Consider the following 15123-nt stretch of genomic DNA (forward strand, 5'->3'; position numbering starts at 1 on the left):
CCGCCCACCCCCGCGTCGTCGACCGGTCAGTCCCAGCTGTTCTCGATCATCGTCAGCACGGACTCGGTGTCCTCACCGGTGATCCAGTTGGTCATCCCCGTCCAGAAGCTGCCCGTGCCGATCGCGGCCGGCATGAGGTCGGAGCCGTCGAACCGGATCGTCGTGGCCTCGTCGGTCAGCAGCTCGTAGGCCAGCTGGTCGATGGGCGACTTCAGGTTCGCCGGGTCCAGCCCGGAGTTCGCCGACACCCATCCCGGGGGGGAGACCTTGGCCTTGGCGTTCGACCACTCGGGGCTGGCGAGGTAGGCCTGCAGAGCCTTGACCTCAGGGCGGTCGGCGAACATCATCGTGAACTCACCGCCGACGAGCACTGGCTGCGCTTCCGGGTCGTTGCCGGGCAGGTAGAAGGCGAAGACGTCGCCGTCCTCGGCCACGTTGGTGCCCTCGGGCCAGTTGGCCTGGTAGAAGGACGCCTGACGGTGCAGGAAGCAGCTGCGGTCCAGGATCGGCAGCCCGGCCTCGCCGAACGGGGTGACCGCGATGGATTCGACGCCGCCGAGCCCGCCGTTGACCATGTCCGGGTTCTTGAGGATGGTGCCGACCTGGTTCAGCGCGTCCACGACCGTCGGGTCGTCGAAGGGGATCTCGTGCGCGACCCACTGGTCGTAGACCTCCGGGCCGGCAGCGCGCAGCATCACGTCCTCGAGCCAGTCCGTGGCGGGCCAGCCGGTGGCGTTCCCCGACTCGATACCGGCGCACCAGGGCTTGGCGTCCGGGTGGTCGGCAGCGATCTGCTCCGACAACGCGTACATGTCGTCCCACGTCTCGGGGATCTCGTAGCCGTTCTCCTCGAAGGCGGCCGGGGCATACCAGACGAACGACTTCACGTTGGCGCCCAACGGGGCACCGTAGTAAGTGCCGTCGACGGTGCCGTAGCCCTTCCAGGACTCGTTGTAGTACTCGTCGACGTTGGCCTCGGCCTGTTCGCCGACCGGGACGACGGCGTCGGGGAAGTCGTTGACGATCCGCTCCACCAGCCCGGGCTGGGGCACCCAGGCCATGTCGGGGGCGTTGCCGGCCTCCAACCGGACGGGCAGCTGGGTCTCGAACTGGCGGGAACCCTCGTACTCCACGGTCACGCCCGTGCACTCCTCGAAGGGCGTGAACGACTCGATGAAAGCCTGGTCCTCGGGGGAGACGATGGAGGTGTAGATACCCACGGTGGTGCCCTCGAGGTCGCCGTACTGCTCGTAGGGCTCGCAGGACACGTCCACCGACGCGAGCGCCTCGTCGACATCCTCCCCTCCGCCGGATCCGCCGGAACCGCCGCACGCCGCCAGCGTCACGCCGGCCAGTCCGAGTGAGGCGGCCATCGCCAACCTCCGGGTCGTCTTACTGCGCATCGTCGCGCCGTCCTTTCTCACAGGGAACAGGCCATGGCCCAGGGGCGACCCCGGCCCTGTAGTCATCCCAACATCCCCGGACCGGCCGATCAAGGCTCTGACGTCACGTCTGCGTAACGATGCGGCGCGCGGAGGGGAGCCTGACCTTGACGGGCGCGTCAATCACGCGCCCGTCCTCCACTACCATCGAGGAGCACGGCCCCACTCGACGAGGAGATGCACGGTGAAGAACGACCAGGGCGCAGCCACCGCCGCGGACGCGACCAGCGGGCCGCCGGCGCTCCGGAGCCCGGAGCACCCGGTGCGGATCGTCACCGCCGCCAGCCTCTTCGACGGTCACGACGCCTCCATCAACATCATGCGCCGGATCATGCAGAGCCAGGGCGCCGAGGTCGTCCACCTCGGGCACAACCGCTCGGTCGCCGAGGTCGTCGAGGCGGTGCTCGACGAGGACGCCAACGCGGTCGCGGTCTCCTCCTACCAGGGGGGTCACGTCGAGTACTTCGAATACCTCGTCGAGCAGCTGCGTGAGGCCGGTGCCGGTCATGTCAAGGTCGTGGGCGGCGGCGGGGGCGTCATCGTCGAGGAGGAGATCACCCGGCTCCGGGAGGCCGGGGTGACGATCTTCTCCCCGGAGGACGGCCAGCGGCTGGGGCTGCCGGGGATGATCAACCAGGTCATCCGCGACGCCGACTACGACATGTGGCAGGTGCGTCCGGCCGCGGTCGACGACGTGCTGGCCGGGAGCCGGACCGCGGTGTCGCGGGCGATCACCGGCGCCGAGCTCGGGTCCCTGCCGGAGCAGGACCGCGAGCGGTACGCCGCCGCGGCCCGGGAGAGCCGGGCCCCGGTCCTGGGCATCACGGGCACCGGCGGCTCCGGCAAGAGCTCGCTCACCGACGAGCTGGTCCGCCGCCTGCGCATCGACCAGGGCGACCGGCTGCGCATCGGCATCATCGCCATCGACCCGACCCGCCGCAAGGGCGGCGGCGCCCTGCTCGGCGACCGGATCCGGATGGGCGCGATCGGTGGCCGGCAGGCGATGTTCCGCTCGATGGCCACGCGCGGGGAGTCCGAGGTCCCGGAGGCGCTGCCGGTGGCCATCGACGTGCTCAAGGCCGCGGGCTTCGACCTCGTCGTCGTGGAGACGCCGGGCATCGGGCAGGGCGACGCGGGCATCGTGCCCTTCGTCGACACCTCCCTCTACGTCATGACACCCGAGTTCGGGGCCGCCAGCCAGCTGGAGAAGATCGACATGCTCGACTTCGCCGACGTCGTGGCGATCAACAAGTTCGAGCGCCGGGGGGCCATGGACGCGCTGCGCGACGTCGGCCGCCAGCTGGTCCGCAACCGGGAGGCCTTCGGCGCCCGGCCCGAGGACATGCCGGTCTTCGGCACCTCGGCCGCCACCTTCAACGACGACGGCGTCACGGCGCTCTACCAGGCGCTGCGCGACCTGCTCGCCGGCCAGGGCCTCGACGTCGGGGAGGGCACGCTGCCCGCCGTGGACGCGCGCTACTCCTCGATGATCCGCCAGGTGGTGCCCCCGAAGCGGGTCCGCTACCTCGCCGAGATCGCCGACACCCTGCGCGGCTACCACGCCGACACCGAGCGGTACGCCCTGGCGGCCCGGCGGGTGGAGCGGCTCGAGCAGACCGCGGACGAGCTCGCCGCGTCCTCCGGGGGCGGCGGGAGCGAGCACGGCCTGGACGAGCTGCTCGAGGCCGCCCGCCGGGACGTCCCCACCGAGGTCCGGGAGATGCTCGAGGGCTGGCCCGCCCGGGTCGAGGCGTACTCCGGCGACGAGCAGGTGGTGACGGTCCGCGACCGGGAGATCCACACCCGCCTGACCAAGGAGTCGCTGAGCGGCAACCGCATACCCCGGGTCGCGCTGCCGCCGTACGACGAGGCCGGCGCCCTGGTGCGCTTCTGGCGCCGGGAGAACCTCCCCGGCTCCTTCCCCTACACCGCTGGCGTCTTCGCCTTCAAGCGGGACAACGAGGACCCGGCCCGGATGTTCGCCGGCGAGGGCGACCCGTTCCGCACCAACCGGCGCTTCAAGCTGCTGTCCGAGGGGCAGCCCGCGACCCGGCTGTCGACCGCCTTCGACTCGGTCACGCTCTACGGCCACGACCCGGAGCAGCGCCCGGACATCTACGGCAAGGTCGGCACCTCCGGGGTGTCCATCGCGACGCTGGACGACATGAAGGCGCTCTACGACGGCTTCGACCTCGTCGACCCGACCACCTCGGTGTCGATGACCATCAACGGCCCGGCGCCCACGGTGCTCGCCTTCTTCCTCAACACCGCCATCGACCAGCAGCTCGAGGCGTTCCGCGAGCGGGAGGGCCGGGAGCCCTCCGGTGCCGAGGCGGAGGAGCTGCGCGCGTACGCCCTCCAGAACGTCCGGGGGACCGTCCAGGCGGACATCCTCAAGGAGGACCAGGGGCAGAACACCTGCCTGTTCACCACGGAGTTCTCGCTGCGGATGATGGGCGACGTCCAGGAGTGGTTCATCGAGCAGGGGGTGCGCAACTTCTACTCGGTGTCGATCTCCGGCTACCACATCGCCGAGGCCGGGGCGAACCCCATCAGCCAGCTCGCCTTCACCCTCGCCAACGGGTTCACCTACGTCGAGTCCTACCTCGCCCGCGGGATGGACGTCGACGCCTTCGCGCCCAACCTGTCCTTCTTCTTCTCCAACGGCATGGACATCGAGTACTCCGTCATCGGCCGGGTCGCCCGGCGGATCTGGGCGGTCGCCCTGCGGGAGAGGTACGGCGCCAACGAGCGCAGCCAGAAGCTGAAGTACCACGTCCAGACGTCAGGACGCTCCCTGCACGCGCAGGAGATGGACTTCAACGACATCCGCACCACGCTGCAGGCGCTCATCGCGATCTACGACAACGCCAACAGCCTGCACACCAACGCCTACGACGAGGCCGTCACCACGCCGAGCGGCGAGTCGGTGCGCCGGGCGCTCGCGATCCAGCTCATCATCAACAAGGAGTGGGGGCTGGCGATGAACGAGAACCCGAACCAGGGGTCCTTCATCATCGACCAGCTCACCGACCTCGTCGAGGAGGCCGTGCTGGCCGAGTTCGACCGGATCAGCGAGCGCGGCGGGGTGCTGGGCGCCATGGAGACCGGCTACCAGCGCGGCAAGATCCAGGACGAGTCGATGCTCTACGAGCACCGCAAGCACGACGGCTCGCTGCCGATCATCGGCGTCAACACCTTCCGCCGGCCCGAGGCCGAGCGCGAGGAGGTCGAGGTGGAGCTGGCCCGGGCCACCGAGGCGGAGAAGCAGTCGCAGCTGGAGCGGGTGCAGGCCTACCAGGAGGCGCACGCTGGCGAGGCGCAGGAGGCGCTGGCGCGGCTCAAGGAGGCGGCGATGGCCGGGGACAACGTCTTCGCGGTGCTCATGGACGCCGCGCGCGTATGCACGCTGGGCCAGATCACCGAGGCGTTCTTCGAGGTGGGCGGGGAGTACCGCCGCAACGTCTGAGCGGACCGGCCCGACCCGGGTGGCCCTGCCGGTGTGCCGGGAGGCAGCCGCCCGGGCGCTCCACCCCGCCACAGGCGGACGGTGCCCCTCCGCAGTGACGCATCACTGCCGAGGAGCACCGTCGGCGTACGAGGGGGCCGGTGGGCCGCTCAGTGGCGGCGGCCGCCCCCGCTGGAGGTGGAGAAGGCCACGACCGAGCCGCCCGAGGAGCTGCCCTGGCGTCCGCGGCCCTGGCCGCTCGAGCGACCGCTGCCGCCCTGGCCGCGACCGCCCTGGCCGCCGGAGCGACCGCTGCCGCCCTGGCCGCGACCACCCTGGCCGCCGGAGCGACCGTTGCCGCCCTGGCCGCGACCACCCTGGCCGCCGGAGCGACCGTTGCCGCCCTGGCCGCCGGAGCGACCGCTGCCACCCTGGCCGCGACCACCCTGCGCGGTGCCGCGGCTGCGCTGACCGCCGCCGCCCTGGCGGCGACCGCCCTGACCGCCCTGACCGCCCTGGACGGGCACCTCGACGACCAGCCCGCCGGGGGTGAGCACCCGCTCGCCCGGGGCGAGCTCGCGCAGGATCGGGTGGCTGGAGTGGGCCTTCGTCGTCGTCGGCTTGATCCCGGCGGCCCGCGTCAGGGAGCGCACGTCGCGCACCTGGTCGTCGGTCATGAGGGTCACCACGGTGCCGGCGTTGCCGGCCCGGGCGGTGCGGCCCGAGCGGTGGAGGTAGGCCTTGTGCTCGACGGGCGGGTCCGCGTGCACCACGAGGGCGACGTCGTCCACGTGGATGCCGCGGGCCGCGATGTCGGTGGCGACCAGCGTGCTGGCGCGCCCGGAGTGGAAGGCGTCGAGGTTGCGGGTGCGGGCGTTCTGCGCGAGGTTGCCGTGCAGCTCGACGGCCGGGACCCCGGCGCCGTTGAGCTGCTTGGCCAGCTTCTTGGCGCCGTGCTTGGTCCGGGTGAAGACCACCTTGCGGCCCGGGGCGGCGCCGAGGTCGGTGAGCACCGCGAGGCGGTCGCCGGCGTCGATGTGCAGGACGTGGTGGTCCATGGCCTCGACCGGGGACTGCGCCGAGTCGGCGTGGTGGGTGACCGGGCTGCTGAGGTAGCGCTTGGCGATGACGTCGACTCCGGCGTCCAGGGTCGCCGAGAAGAGCATCTTCTGTCCCTGCCGCGGCGTGCGGTCGAGCAGCCGCCGGACGACCGGGAGGAAGCCGAGGTCGGCCATGTGGTCCGCCTCGTCCAGCACGGTGACCTCGATCCCGGACAGGTCGGCATACCCCTGACCGATGAGGTCCTCGAGCCGGCCGGGGCAGGCGACGAGGACGTCGATGCCGGCCTGCAGCGCCCGCACCTGCGGGTTCTGGCCGACACCGCCGAAGACGGTGAGGTGGGTCAGCCCGGCGGCGGCCGCCAGCGGCTCCAGCGAGGCGGCGATCTGGCCGGCCAGCTCGCGGGTCGGGGCGAGGACGAGCGCCCGGGGCGTGCGGCCCCGGCGCCGGGCGGCGCCCGGGTCGGCCATGAGCCGGGTGACGAGGGGCAGCAGGAAGGCGTAGGTCTTGCCGGAGCCGGTGCGGCCCCGGCCCAGGACGTCCCGGCCGGCCAGCGAGTCGGGCAGGGTGGCGGCCTGGATCGGGGTGGGGGTGGTGATGCCGCGCTCCTCGAGGAGGGCGGTGAGGGACGAGGGCACGCCGAGGTCGGCGAAGGAAGAGGTCACAAGGAGCTTTCGAGACGTGTGCGGAGTCCCACCCGGCGCCCGGCCCGGAGGCGGCGCGAACGTGGCAGCCGGTCGGCTGCGAGATCAGGCAGTGCGGGGCGAGACGATCCGTACTGCTGCGACCAGTCTAGCGCAGTCGTGGCTGCTCACCGCCATCATGGACGCATGAGCGCGAACGAGATCCTGCGGCACACCCGCGACGGACTGACCCACGAGGCGCTGGCCGGCGGGCCCCCGGGCGGCCCGGTGGCCCTGCTGCTGCACGGCTTCCCCCAGGACGGCACCGCCTGGGACCGGGTCTCCCCGGCGCTGCAGGAGGCCGGGCTGCGCACCCTCGCCCCGCACCAGCGGGGGTATGCCGAGGGGGCCCGCCCGCGGCGCGTCGCGGCATACCGGCTGGAGCGGCTCGTCGAGGACGCGCTGGGGCTGCTCGACCACGTCGGGGCGGACCGGGCGCACGTCGTCGGGCACGACTGGGGCGGCGCGGTCGCCTGGGCGCTCGCCGCGTGGCACCCGGACCGGGTCGCGACCCTCACGGTCGCCTCCACCCCGCACCCACGGGCGCTCGCGTGGGCCGTGCGGCACGCCGACCAGGCCCGCCGCAGCTGGTACATCGCCGGCTTCCAGGCCCCGGTGCTGCCCGAGCTCGTCATGGTGCGGGCCCTGCGCCGCGGTGCCCTGGTGCGCACCGGGCTGCCGGAGGAGGACGCACGCCGGTACGCCGCGCGGCTGGGCACCCGGGCCGCCCTGCGCGGACCCGTGGGCTGGTACCGCGCGGCCGCCCGACCGGGCGGCCGGCCCGTCGGCCGGGTCGAGGTGCCGACCACCCTCGTCTGGGGGACCCGCGACCCGTTCCTGGGTCGGGCCGCCGCGGAACGCACCGCGCGGTCCGTGTCCGGGCCCTACCGCTTCGTCGAGCTGGACGCGGGCCACTGGCTGCCCGAGCGCCGCGCCGCCGAGCTGGCCCAGGAGGTCCTGCACCGCAGCGGCGAGGTGCCGGGCTCGAGACCGGCCGAGGGCTGACCGCGCGCGGAGGGGTCCCGGACGGCCGGCCCTCCGCCCGCCTGTGGACGGACCCGCCGACCTGTCGGCCCCCGGTCCTAGGCTCGGTCCATGTCGCCGAACCTCTCCGCCGCCGGGTGGGTGCTGCGCGTGGGCGACGGCGACCTGCGGGCCGAGGTCGGCGAGCTGACGCTGGCCCGTGGCCAGGGCTATGCCGAGGCCGGCCACGTCCGCACCCTGGTCGCCGGTCCCGACGGCGGCGCGCTGGTCGGCACGGTGGTCGGCTCCGGAGGGCGGGTCTACCAGACGGTGGTGCGGGTGCACGACCGCGACGTCGTGGTGTGGAGCGGTCAGTGCAGCTGCCCCGTGGTCCAGGACTGCAAGCACGCGGTCGCCGTCCTCCTGACCGCCCGGGCACGCCTGCGCTCGGAGCCGCCCGCGGCGCCCGGGTGGGAGGCGGCGCTGGCCCCGCTGGTCCGCCCTGCGCCGGGCACCGGGGCGACCCGCCACCGGCTCGGGCTCCAGGTCTCGCTCACCCGGGGGCCAGGTGGTCGGGAGGAGTCGGCCCGGGTGACGCTCGCCCCGGTGCGCCCCGGCCGGAGCAAGCCGTGGGTGGCGCAGGGGGTGGGCTGGGACGACCTGACCAACCGCTGGTCCACGACCGAGGTGGACCCGGGGCACCGGGCGCTGCTCAGCCAGCTCGCCGCGCTGGGGCGCAGCTCGGGGTTCGGCTACTTCTCCTCCTCCGCCAAGGAGCTGCCGCTCGGGGCCATCGGCGCCGTCGCCTGGCCGGTGCTGCGGCAGGTCCTGGCGGCGGGCGTCCCCCTGGTGCCGGGGCAGGGGCTCGCCGGGGTCGAGCTGGGGGAGGGGTCCGCCGCGGTCGGTCTCGACGTCGTCCGCGGCGACGACGGAGCGCTCATCCTCGCCGCGGGGGTCGAGGTCGACGGCGCGCCGGCCGCGGGGGGCAGGCGCTTCCTCGTGGGTCGACCGGCCCACGGGCTGGGCTGGGTCGACGCCGACGACCGGCTGACCCTGTGGCCCCTGCGCGGGCCTGTGCCCGAGCCGGTGGGCGGGCTGCTCGAGGGCGGCACCTCCGTGCAGGTGCCCCCCGACCAGGTGGGACGCTTCCTCACCACCTACTACCCGGCGCTCGTCCGACAGGTGGGGCTCACCTCCAGCGACGGCAGCGTCGTGACCCCCGCGGACCGCCCGCCGCGGCTGCGGCTCGAGGTCACCCCGGAGCCCGGCCACGTCCTGCACCTGCGCTGGACCTTCGCGTATGCCGTCCCGACCGTCGAGGGGGAGCCGGGCACGGTGGTCGTCGGGCTGGACCCGGGACCCGAGGACCTCCCCCGGGACGAGGCCGCCGAACGGGCCGCGGTGGCGGCGGTGCTGCCCCTCCTGGAGCAGGCCCCGGCGGTGTTCGCGAACGGCCCGGCAGGGTCGGTGCGGCTGCGCCCCCGGTCGGTCCTCACCGGGCTCGCGACCGCACGTTTCGCGGGGGAGGTGCTGCCCGGGCTGCGCCAGCACGAGGACCTCGACGTCCTGGTGCACGGGGAGCTGGCGACCTACGAGGAGGCGGCGCAGGACCCGGTCGTGCACCTCGGCACCAGCGAGGCGGGGGAGGGCGACTGGTTCGACCTGCACGTCAGCGTCACCGTGGACGGCCAGGAGGTCCCCTTCGAGCAGCTCTTCGCGGCGCTCGCGGCCGGCCAGGACGTCCTGCTGCTCGAGTCCGGTCTGTGGCTGCGGCTGGACCAGCCCGAGCTGCTCACCCTGCGCCGCCTCATCGAGGAGGCGCGCGAGCTCGTGGACGACGAGGGCGACGACCCCGCCCTCCTGCGGATCACGCCCTACCAGGCGGGGCTGTGGGAGGAGCTGGTCGACCTGGGCGTCGTCCAGGAGCAGCGTGGCCGGTGGACCGAGCGGGTCGACGCGCTGCTCGCGATCGGCGACGGCGACCGCGGGCAGGTGGTGCCGCCCGCGGATCTCCGCGCGACCCTGCGCCCCTACCAGCTCGAGGGGTACCGCTGGCTGTGCGGCCTGTGGGACGCCGGCCTCGGCGGCATCCTCGCCGACGACATGGGGCTCGGCAAGACGCTGCAGGCGTTGGCCATGGTGGTCCGGGCCGAGCACCGCGCCGACCTCGCGGAGGGACCGGTGCTCGTCGTCGCCCCCACCAGCGTGGTGACGGCGTGGACCGAGCAGGCCGCACGCTTCGCCCCGCACCTGCGCACCGCCACCATCTCGGCCACCCGCCGGCGCCGCGGCACGGACCTCGCCGAGGCCGTCGGGGCGGCCGACCTCGTCATCACGTCCTACACCCTGCTCCGGCTGGAGGCCGAGGACTACCGCGCGCTGCCCTGGAGCGCCGCCGTCCTCGACGAGGCCCAGGTCGTCAAGAACCGCCGCTCGGCGACCTACCAGGCGGTGCGGCGGCTGGGGGCGTCCCGCACCTTCGCGATGACCGGCACCCCCCTGGAGAACACCCTCATGGACCTGTGGTCCATGACGTCGCTGGCGGCCCCGGGGCTCTTCCCCCGGCCCGAGGCGTTCACGCAGCGCTACCGCACGCCGATCGAGTCGGGCGCCGCGCCCGAGGAGCTGGCCCGGCTGCGACGGCGCGTCCGCCCCTTCCTGCTGCGCCGCACCAAGGCGCAGGTGGCCGCCGACCTGCCGGACAAGATCGAGCAGACGCTGGCCGTCGACCTGCACCCCGCGCACCGACGTGTCTACGACCAGCACCTGCAGCGCGAGCGCCAGCGGGTGCTGGGGCTGCTGGCCGACCTGGACAAGAACCGCGTCAAGATCCTGCGGGCCCTGACGATGCTGCGCCAGCTCTCCCTCGACCCCTCCCTGCTCGACGCGTCGCACGCCGGGCTGGCCACCTCGGCCAAGGTGACCGCGCTGGTCGAGCGCCTCGCCGCGCTCGCGGCCGAGGGCCACCGCGCCCTGGTCTTCTCCAGCTTCACCAGCTACCTCGCCCTCGTGCGGGAGGCCCTCGACGCGGCCGGCCTCGGGCACGTCTACCTCGACGGCAGCACCCGGGACCGCACCGCGCGCATCGCCGCCTTCCGGGAGGGGGAGCAGCCCGCCTTCCTCATCAGCCTGAAGGCCGGCGGTGTCGGTCTGACGCTGACCGAGGCCGACTACGTGTTCGTGCTGGACCCGTGGTGGAACCCCGCCGCGGAGGCGCAGGCGGTCGACCGGACCCACCGCATCGGCCAGCACCGGACGGTCCACGTCTACCGGATGGTCTCGACCGGCACCATCGAGGAGAAGGTCGTGGCACTCCAGGAGCGCAAGCGACGCCTCTTCACCAGCGTCGTCGACTCCGGCGAGTTCCGCTCCGGGGTCGTCACCGCCGAGGACATCCGCGGGCTGCTGGAGGGCTGAGCGCGGCCCCGGCCGGGTCAGTCGCTGATGCCGGTGCGCTCGACGCCCTGGACGATCCACCGCTGCAGGAGGAGGAACATCAGCAGCAGCGGCAGGATGGCGACGAGGGCGGCCATGAAGAGCAGGCTGACCTGGGAGGTCTGCGCGGTGAGGTAGGTCGACAGCGCCACCTGCACGGTCCAGGACTCGGGGGTGCGGCCGATGACCAGCGGCCACAGGAACGCGTTCCACGAGCCGATGAAGGTGATGGTGCCGATCGCCGCGGCGAAGCCACCGGAGTTGGGCACGACGACCCGCCAGAAGGTGCCCCACCAGGACAGCCCGTCCAGGGCCGCGGCCTCCTCGATCTCCCGTGGGAAGGAGAGGAAGAACTGCCGGAAGAGGAACGTCGCCAGCGCCTGGAAGAGGCCGGGCACGATGAGCCCGCGCAGCGTGGAGATCCACCCGAGGGAGGAGACGAGGACGAAGCTGGGGACGAAGGTCACGGCGGCCGGGATGAGCAGGGTGACCGTGATGAGCCAGAACACGACCCCGGACCAGCGGTAGGGGATCCGGGCCAGCCCGTAGCCGGCCATCCCGGACAGCACCAGCACCCCGACGGTCTGGCTCACCGCGATCACGGTGCTGTTGAGCAGCGCCCGACCCAGCGGAACCGTCTGGTTGTCGAGGACGGCCGAGAGGTTGCCCCACTCCCACGTCGGCGGGAGCCAGTGCCAGGTGCCGGAGGTCAGGTCGGCCTCGGTGCTGAGCGCACCGCGCAGCAGCAGGGCGAAGGGGAGGAGGAAGAGGACCGTCCCGAGCAGCAGCAGGGTCCAGCGCAGCACGGCGTACCGGCGGCGTTCGTGCAGCACGTCAGTCCCTCCCGCCGAGGCGCAGCAGGCGGGTCTGGGCGAGCGCGACCACCGCGATGAGCACCGTGAGGATGACGGCGCCCGCGCTGCCGTCGCCGAAGTTCTGCCCGCTGCCGAGCGCCGTGTAGTAGAGGTACACCAGCGGGGGCCGGGCGTACGGCGGGTAGCCCCCGAAGCCGGCCAGGATGTTGTAGAACTCGTCGAACGCCTGGAAGGCGTTGATGAGCAGCAGCAGGAGCACGGCCGTGGACGCCGGCAGCAGCTGCGGCCAGGTGATGTGCCGGAAGACCTGCCACCCCTCGGCGCCGTCGATCGCCGCGGCCTCGTAGAGGTTGGTCGGGACCCGCTGCAGCGCGGCGAGGAAGAGGATCATGTAGAACCCCACCTGCAGCCACAGCCGGGCCGAAACGATGACGAGCCAGTACCACGGCGGGTCCGTGATCGAGAGCCACGGGACCGGGTCCAGGCCGACGAGCCCGAGCAGGGCGTTGGCCGCGCCCGAGCGCATGCCGGAGAAGATCGACATCTTCCAGATCAGGGCCGCGACGACGTAGGAGCAGGCGACGGGCAGGAAGAAGACGGACCGGAAGAACGCCTGCATGACGCGGGTCCGGGCCACGAGCAGGGCGGTGAGCAGGGACAGCGCGAAGGTCGTCGGCACGATGAAGGCGGCGAAGACGACGAAGGTGAGCAGCGAGTCACGGAAGGCCGGGTCCGCCAGCATGTCGCGGTAGTTCGCCAGGCCGACGAACTCGGTGGGGGTGACGGTGTTGTAGGCCTCGAAGAAGGAGAGGTAGACGCTCCAGCCGATCGGCACGTAGATGAACAGGACCAGCCCGGCGAAGAACGGGCCGACGAAGACCCAGAACCACAGGTTGACGTCGTGGCGACCGCGCAGCCGCGCCAGCATCAGCCGGTGACCCGCTCCAGCTCGGCCTCGACGACGGGCACCAGCGCGTCCAGCTCCTCCTGCGGGTCGGCCCCGTCCCGCACGACCCGGCTCATCATGTCGCTCCAGGCGGTCGCGCACTGCGGCGTCCACAGCAGCGGGGTCTGGGCGTGGCCGAACTCGGTGACGTAGCCGGCCGCGTCCGCCGCGGGACCCGAGGCCAGCACGTCGGCCTCCGGGACCAGGCTGACCCGAGAGGGCACGTGGAAGCCGTAGGACGTGGCGAAGTCGAGCTGCTTGTCGGTCTGGTCGATCCACAGCCAGCGCACGAAGTCCTTGGCCGCCTGCACGTCGGCGGCGCGGGTGGACACGCAGGAGCCGTAGGCCCCGACGGGGACCGAGGGCGACCCGCCCTCCATCGAGGGCCAGGGGATGGCCCCGAAGTCGTCCCCCAGCGCGTCGCTGATCGCGGGGAAGGTCCACAGCCCGGTCCACTGCATCGCCGTCCGCCCGGAGATGAGGGCGTCAGGGTCGAACCAGTCCTTGGCCTGCCCCAGCAGCAGCGACTCGTCGGTCCACAGGGTCCGCAGCACCGAGAGCGCCTCCGGTGCGCCGGCGCTGTCGAACCCGACCTGCTCGCCGTCCAGGTAGTCCAGGCCGGCCGCCCACAGCATCGGACCACCCATCAGCCCGGCGCCGCCGTCGTTGCCGAGGAAGAGGCCCTTGACGTCGCCGCGGGTCAGCTCGCGCGCGGCGGCGACGAGCTCGGGGATCTGCTGCGGCGCGTCGATGCCGGCCCCCTCGAGCATGCTCCTGCGGTAGACGAGGACCTGCATGTCCAGCACCTGGGGGACCGCCCAGATCTTGCCGTCGTAGGTCATCCGCTCGATGAGGGAGGGGGTGAAGTCGTCGAGGGTGTCGCCGAACAGGTCGGTGAGGTCGGCCACCTGGTCACCGCGGATCATGTCGATGGTCGGCCCGTTGCCGTACTCGAAGACGTCGGGGCCGGCGTCGGTGAGCAACGAGGCGGCCGTGGTCTGGTCGTAGTCCCCGGGCTTCCAGAAGACGGTGACGTCGGCGGCCTCGTAGTCCGCGGCATACCGCCGCACGGCCTCCTGCGTCCCCTCCTCGCCGTACTGGTGGTACCACTGCGCGATGCTGGGCCGCCCGCCGCTCGACCCCGCGGCGTCCTGGTCCGAGGAACCCTCGCGCCCGGTGTTGTCGCCGCAGGCGGCCAGCGAGGCGCCGAGCGCGCCGACGCCGCCGAGTGCGAGCATGCGCCGCCGGGACAGGGTCGGGAGCGGTCGGTGCGGGCGGGCCATGGTGGTCCTCCTGGGGCGATGGGTGTGACAACCTGGGGTGAGGTGCAGCATAGGCGTGCGCCGGGGACGGGGCGCGGGCGATCGCCTCGACATCACGATTCGGCAACACCAGGAGCGGCGGGGGACCTCGGGGTCCCGCGGCCGCGTCTACTGGTCAGCAAGCGAGGAAGGGGACACACATGCGCAGGCAGAGGTATGCGTGGGCGGCCGGGCGGCTGCGGACCACGCCGCTGCCCCGCCGGGCCCTGGTCAAGGGCGGTGCGGGGCTCATGACGGGGGCCGTCGTCGGGGGTCTGCAGGACGACGGGGGCCTGTTCGTGCTCCCGCCGGAGCCCGAGCCCGAGCCGGTGGAGGCGGAGCCGGACCCGGAACCCGAGCCCGAGCCGGTGGAGTCGCCGCCCCCACCGGTCCTGGAGCGGGGCAGCGGGGGCGAGGCGGTCTGGGTGCTGCAGGAGCAGCTGGGGGCGGCCGGCTACTGGTGCGGCGCACCTGACGGCGGGTTCGGCCACTTGACCCAGCAGGCCGTGTGGGCCCTGCAGAAGGCCCACGGCCTGTGGCGCGACGGTGTCGTGGGGCCGAGCACCCGCGCGGCGCTGGCCACCGGCTACCGCCCGGCGCCGGCCTACGGCGGCGACCACGTCGAGGTCCACCTCGCCTCCCAGCTGCTGCTCGTGGTGCGCGGGGGAGCGACGCTCATGACGCTCAACACCTCGACCGGCAACGGCGAGCCGTACACCTTCAAGGACCACGAGTACGACGCGCGCACCCCGACCGGGGACTTCCAGGTGTGGCTCACCCACAGCGAGGGCTGGCAGGACGGCGAGCTGGGCAAGATGTACCGGCCCATGTACTACTTCGGCAACTACGCCGTGCACGGATCGATGTCCATCCCGCCCGTCCCGGCCTCGCACGGGTGCGCCCGGATCTCGGTGGACGCCATGGAGATGTTCTGGTCCCAGGGCCTGCTGGCCATGGGTCACCGCGTCGTCGTGCTCTGAGCCGGCCCGGGCACTGGTCTACGTCCTGGGCCTGCTCGCGCTCGCGGTGAC

9 protein-coding genes are annotated in these 15123 nt (G+C 73.0%); 4 read left to right on the forward strand and 5 right to left on the reverse strand.

Features of this window, described 5'->3' with window-relative positions; translation table 11 throughout:
- Window positions 1-26: 26 nt before the first annotated feature.
- Window positions 27-1373, reverse strand: coding sequence for an ABC transporter substrate-binding protein (locus tag FHD63_RS05335; protein WP_238705778.1), 1347 nt, complete (start codon window positions 1371-1373; stop codon window positions 27-29).
- Window positions 1374-1626: 253 nt separating this feature from the next.
- Between FHD63_RS05335 and icmF the strand changes: the two genes are divergently transcribed.
- On the forward strand, window positions 1627-4911 hold the full coding sequence (icmF, locus tag FHD63_RS05340) for a fused isobutyryl-CoA mutase/GTPase IcmF (RefSeq protein ID WP_238705779.1): 3285 nt from the start codon (window positions 1627-1629) through the stop codon (window positions 4909-4911).
- A 149-nt stretch (window positions 4912-5060) separates the two neighbouring features.
- On the opposite strand, the gene FHD63_RS05345 is transcribed toward icmF, so the two are convergent.
- A complete protein-coding gene (locus tag FHD63_RS05345; protein ID WP_139720738.1) occupies window positions 5061-6614 on the reverse strand; it encodes a DEAD/DEAH box helicase in 1554 nt (517 codons plus the stop codon).
- Window positions 6615-6779: 165 nt separating this feature from the next.
- On the opposite strand from FHD63_RS05345, the gene FHD63_RS05350 reads away from it, so the two are divergent.
- Window positions 6780-7637 (forward strand): alpha/beta fold hydrolase, encoded by an 858-nt coding sequence (locus FHD63_RS05350; protein WP_139720740.1) that lies wholly within the window; start codon window positions 6780-6782, stop codon window positions 7635-7637.
- 90 nt (window positions 7638-7727) lie between these two features.
- Window positions 7728-11012, forward strand: a complete 3285-nt coding sequence (locus FHD63_RS16870) for a DEAD/DEAH box helicase (RefSeq protein ID WP_139720742.1) — start codon at window positions 7728-7730, stop codon at window positions 11010-11012.
- A gap of 17 nt (window positions 11013-11029) precedes the next feature.
- Here the strand turns inward: FHD63_RS16870 and FHD63_RS05360 are convergent, their stop codons facing one another.
- Genes FHD63_RS05360 through FHD63_RS05370 form a run of 3 tightly spaced genes read right to left on the reverse strand, consistent with a single transcriptional unit; the run spans window position 11030 to window position 14074 of the window.
- Window positions 11030-11863 (reverse strand): carbohydrate ABC transporter permease, encoded by an 834-nt coding sequence (locus FHD63_RS05360; protein ID WP_139720744.1) that lies wholly within the window; start codon window positions 11861-11863, stop codon window positions 11030-11032.
- Window position 11864: 1 nt separating this feature from the next.
- Complete coding sequence (locus FHD63_RS05365; protein WP_139720746.1) at window positions 11865-12773, reverse strand: carbohydrate ABC transporter permease; 909 nt, start codon at window positions 12771-12773, stop codon at window positions 11865-11867.
- Window positions 12773-14074 carry an ABC transporter substrate-binding protein gene (locus FHD63_RS05370; protein ID WP_139720748.1) on the reverse strand — a complete coding sequence of 434 codons (1302 nt, stop codon included), beginning with the start codon at window positions 14072-14074 and terminating at the stop codon, window positions 12773-12775. The genes FHD63_RS05365 and FHD63_RS05370 overlap by 1 nt, the downstream gene beginning before the upstream one ends.
- Window positions 14075-14253: 179 nt before the next feature.
- On the opposite strand from FHD63_RS05370, the gene FHD63_RS05375 reads away from it, so the two are divergent.
- A complete protein-coding gene (locus tag FHD63_RS05375; protein WP_275100635.1) occupies window positions 14254-15072 on the forward strand; it encodes a L,D-transpeptidase family protein in 819 nt (272 codons plus the stop codon).
- Window positions 15073-15123: the final 51 nt, after the last annotated feature.

The organism is Serinicoccus chungangensis (genome assembly GCF_006337125.1).
Taxonomy (GTDB): Bacteria; Actinomycetota; Actinomycetes; order Actinomycetales; family Dermatophilaceae; genus Ornithinicoccus; species Ornithinicoccus chungangensis.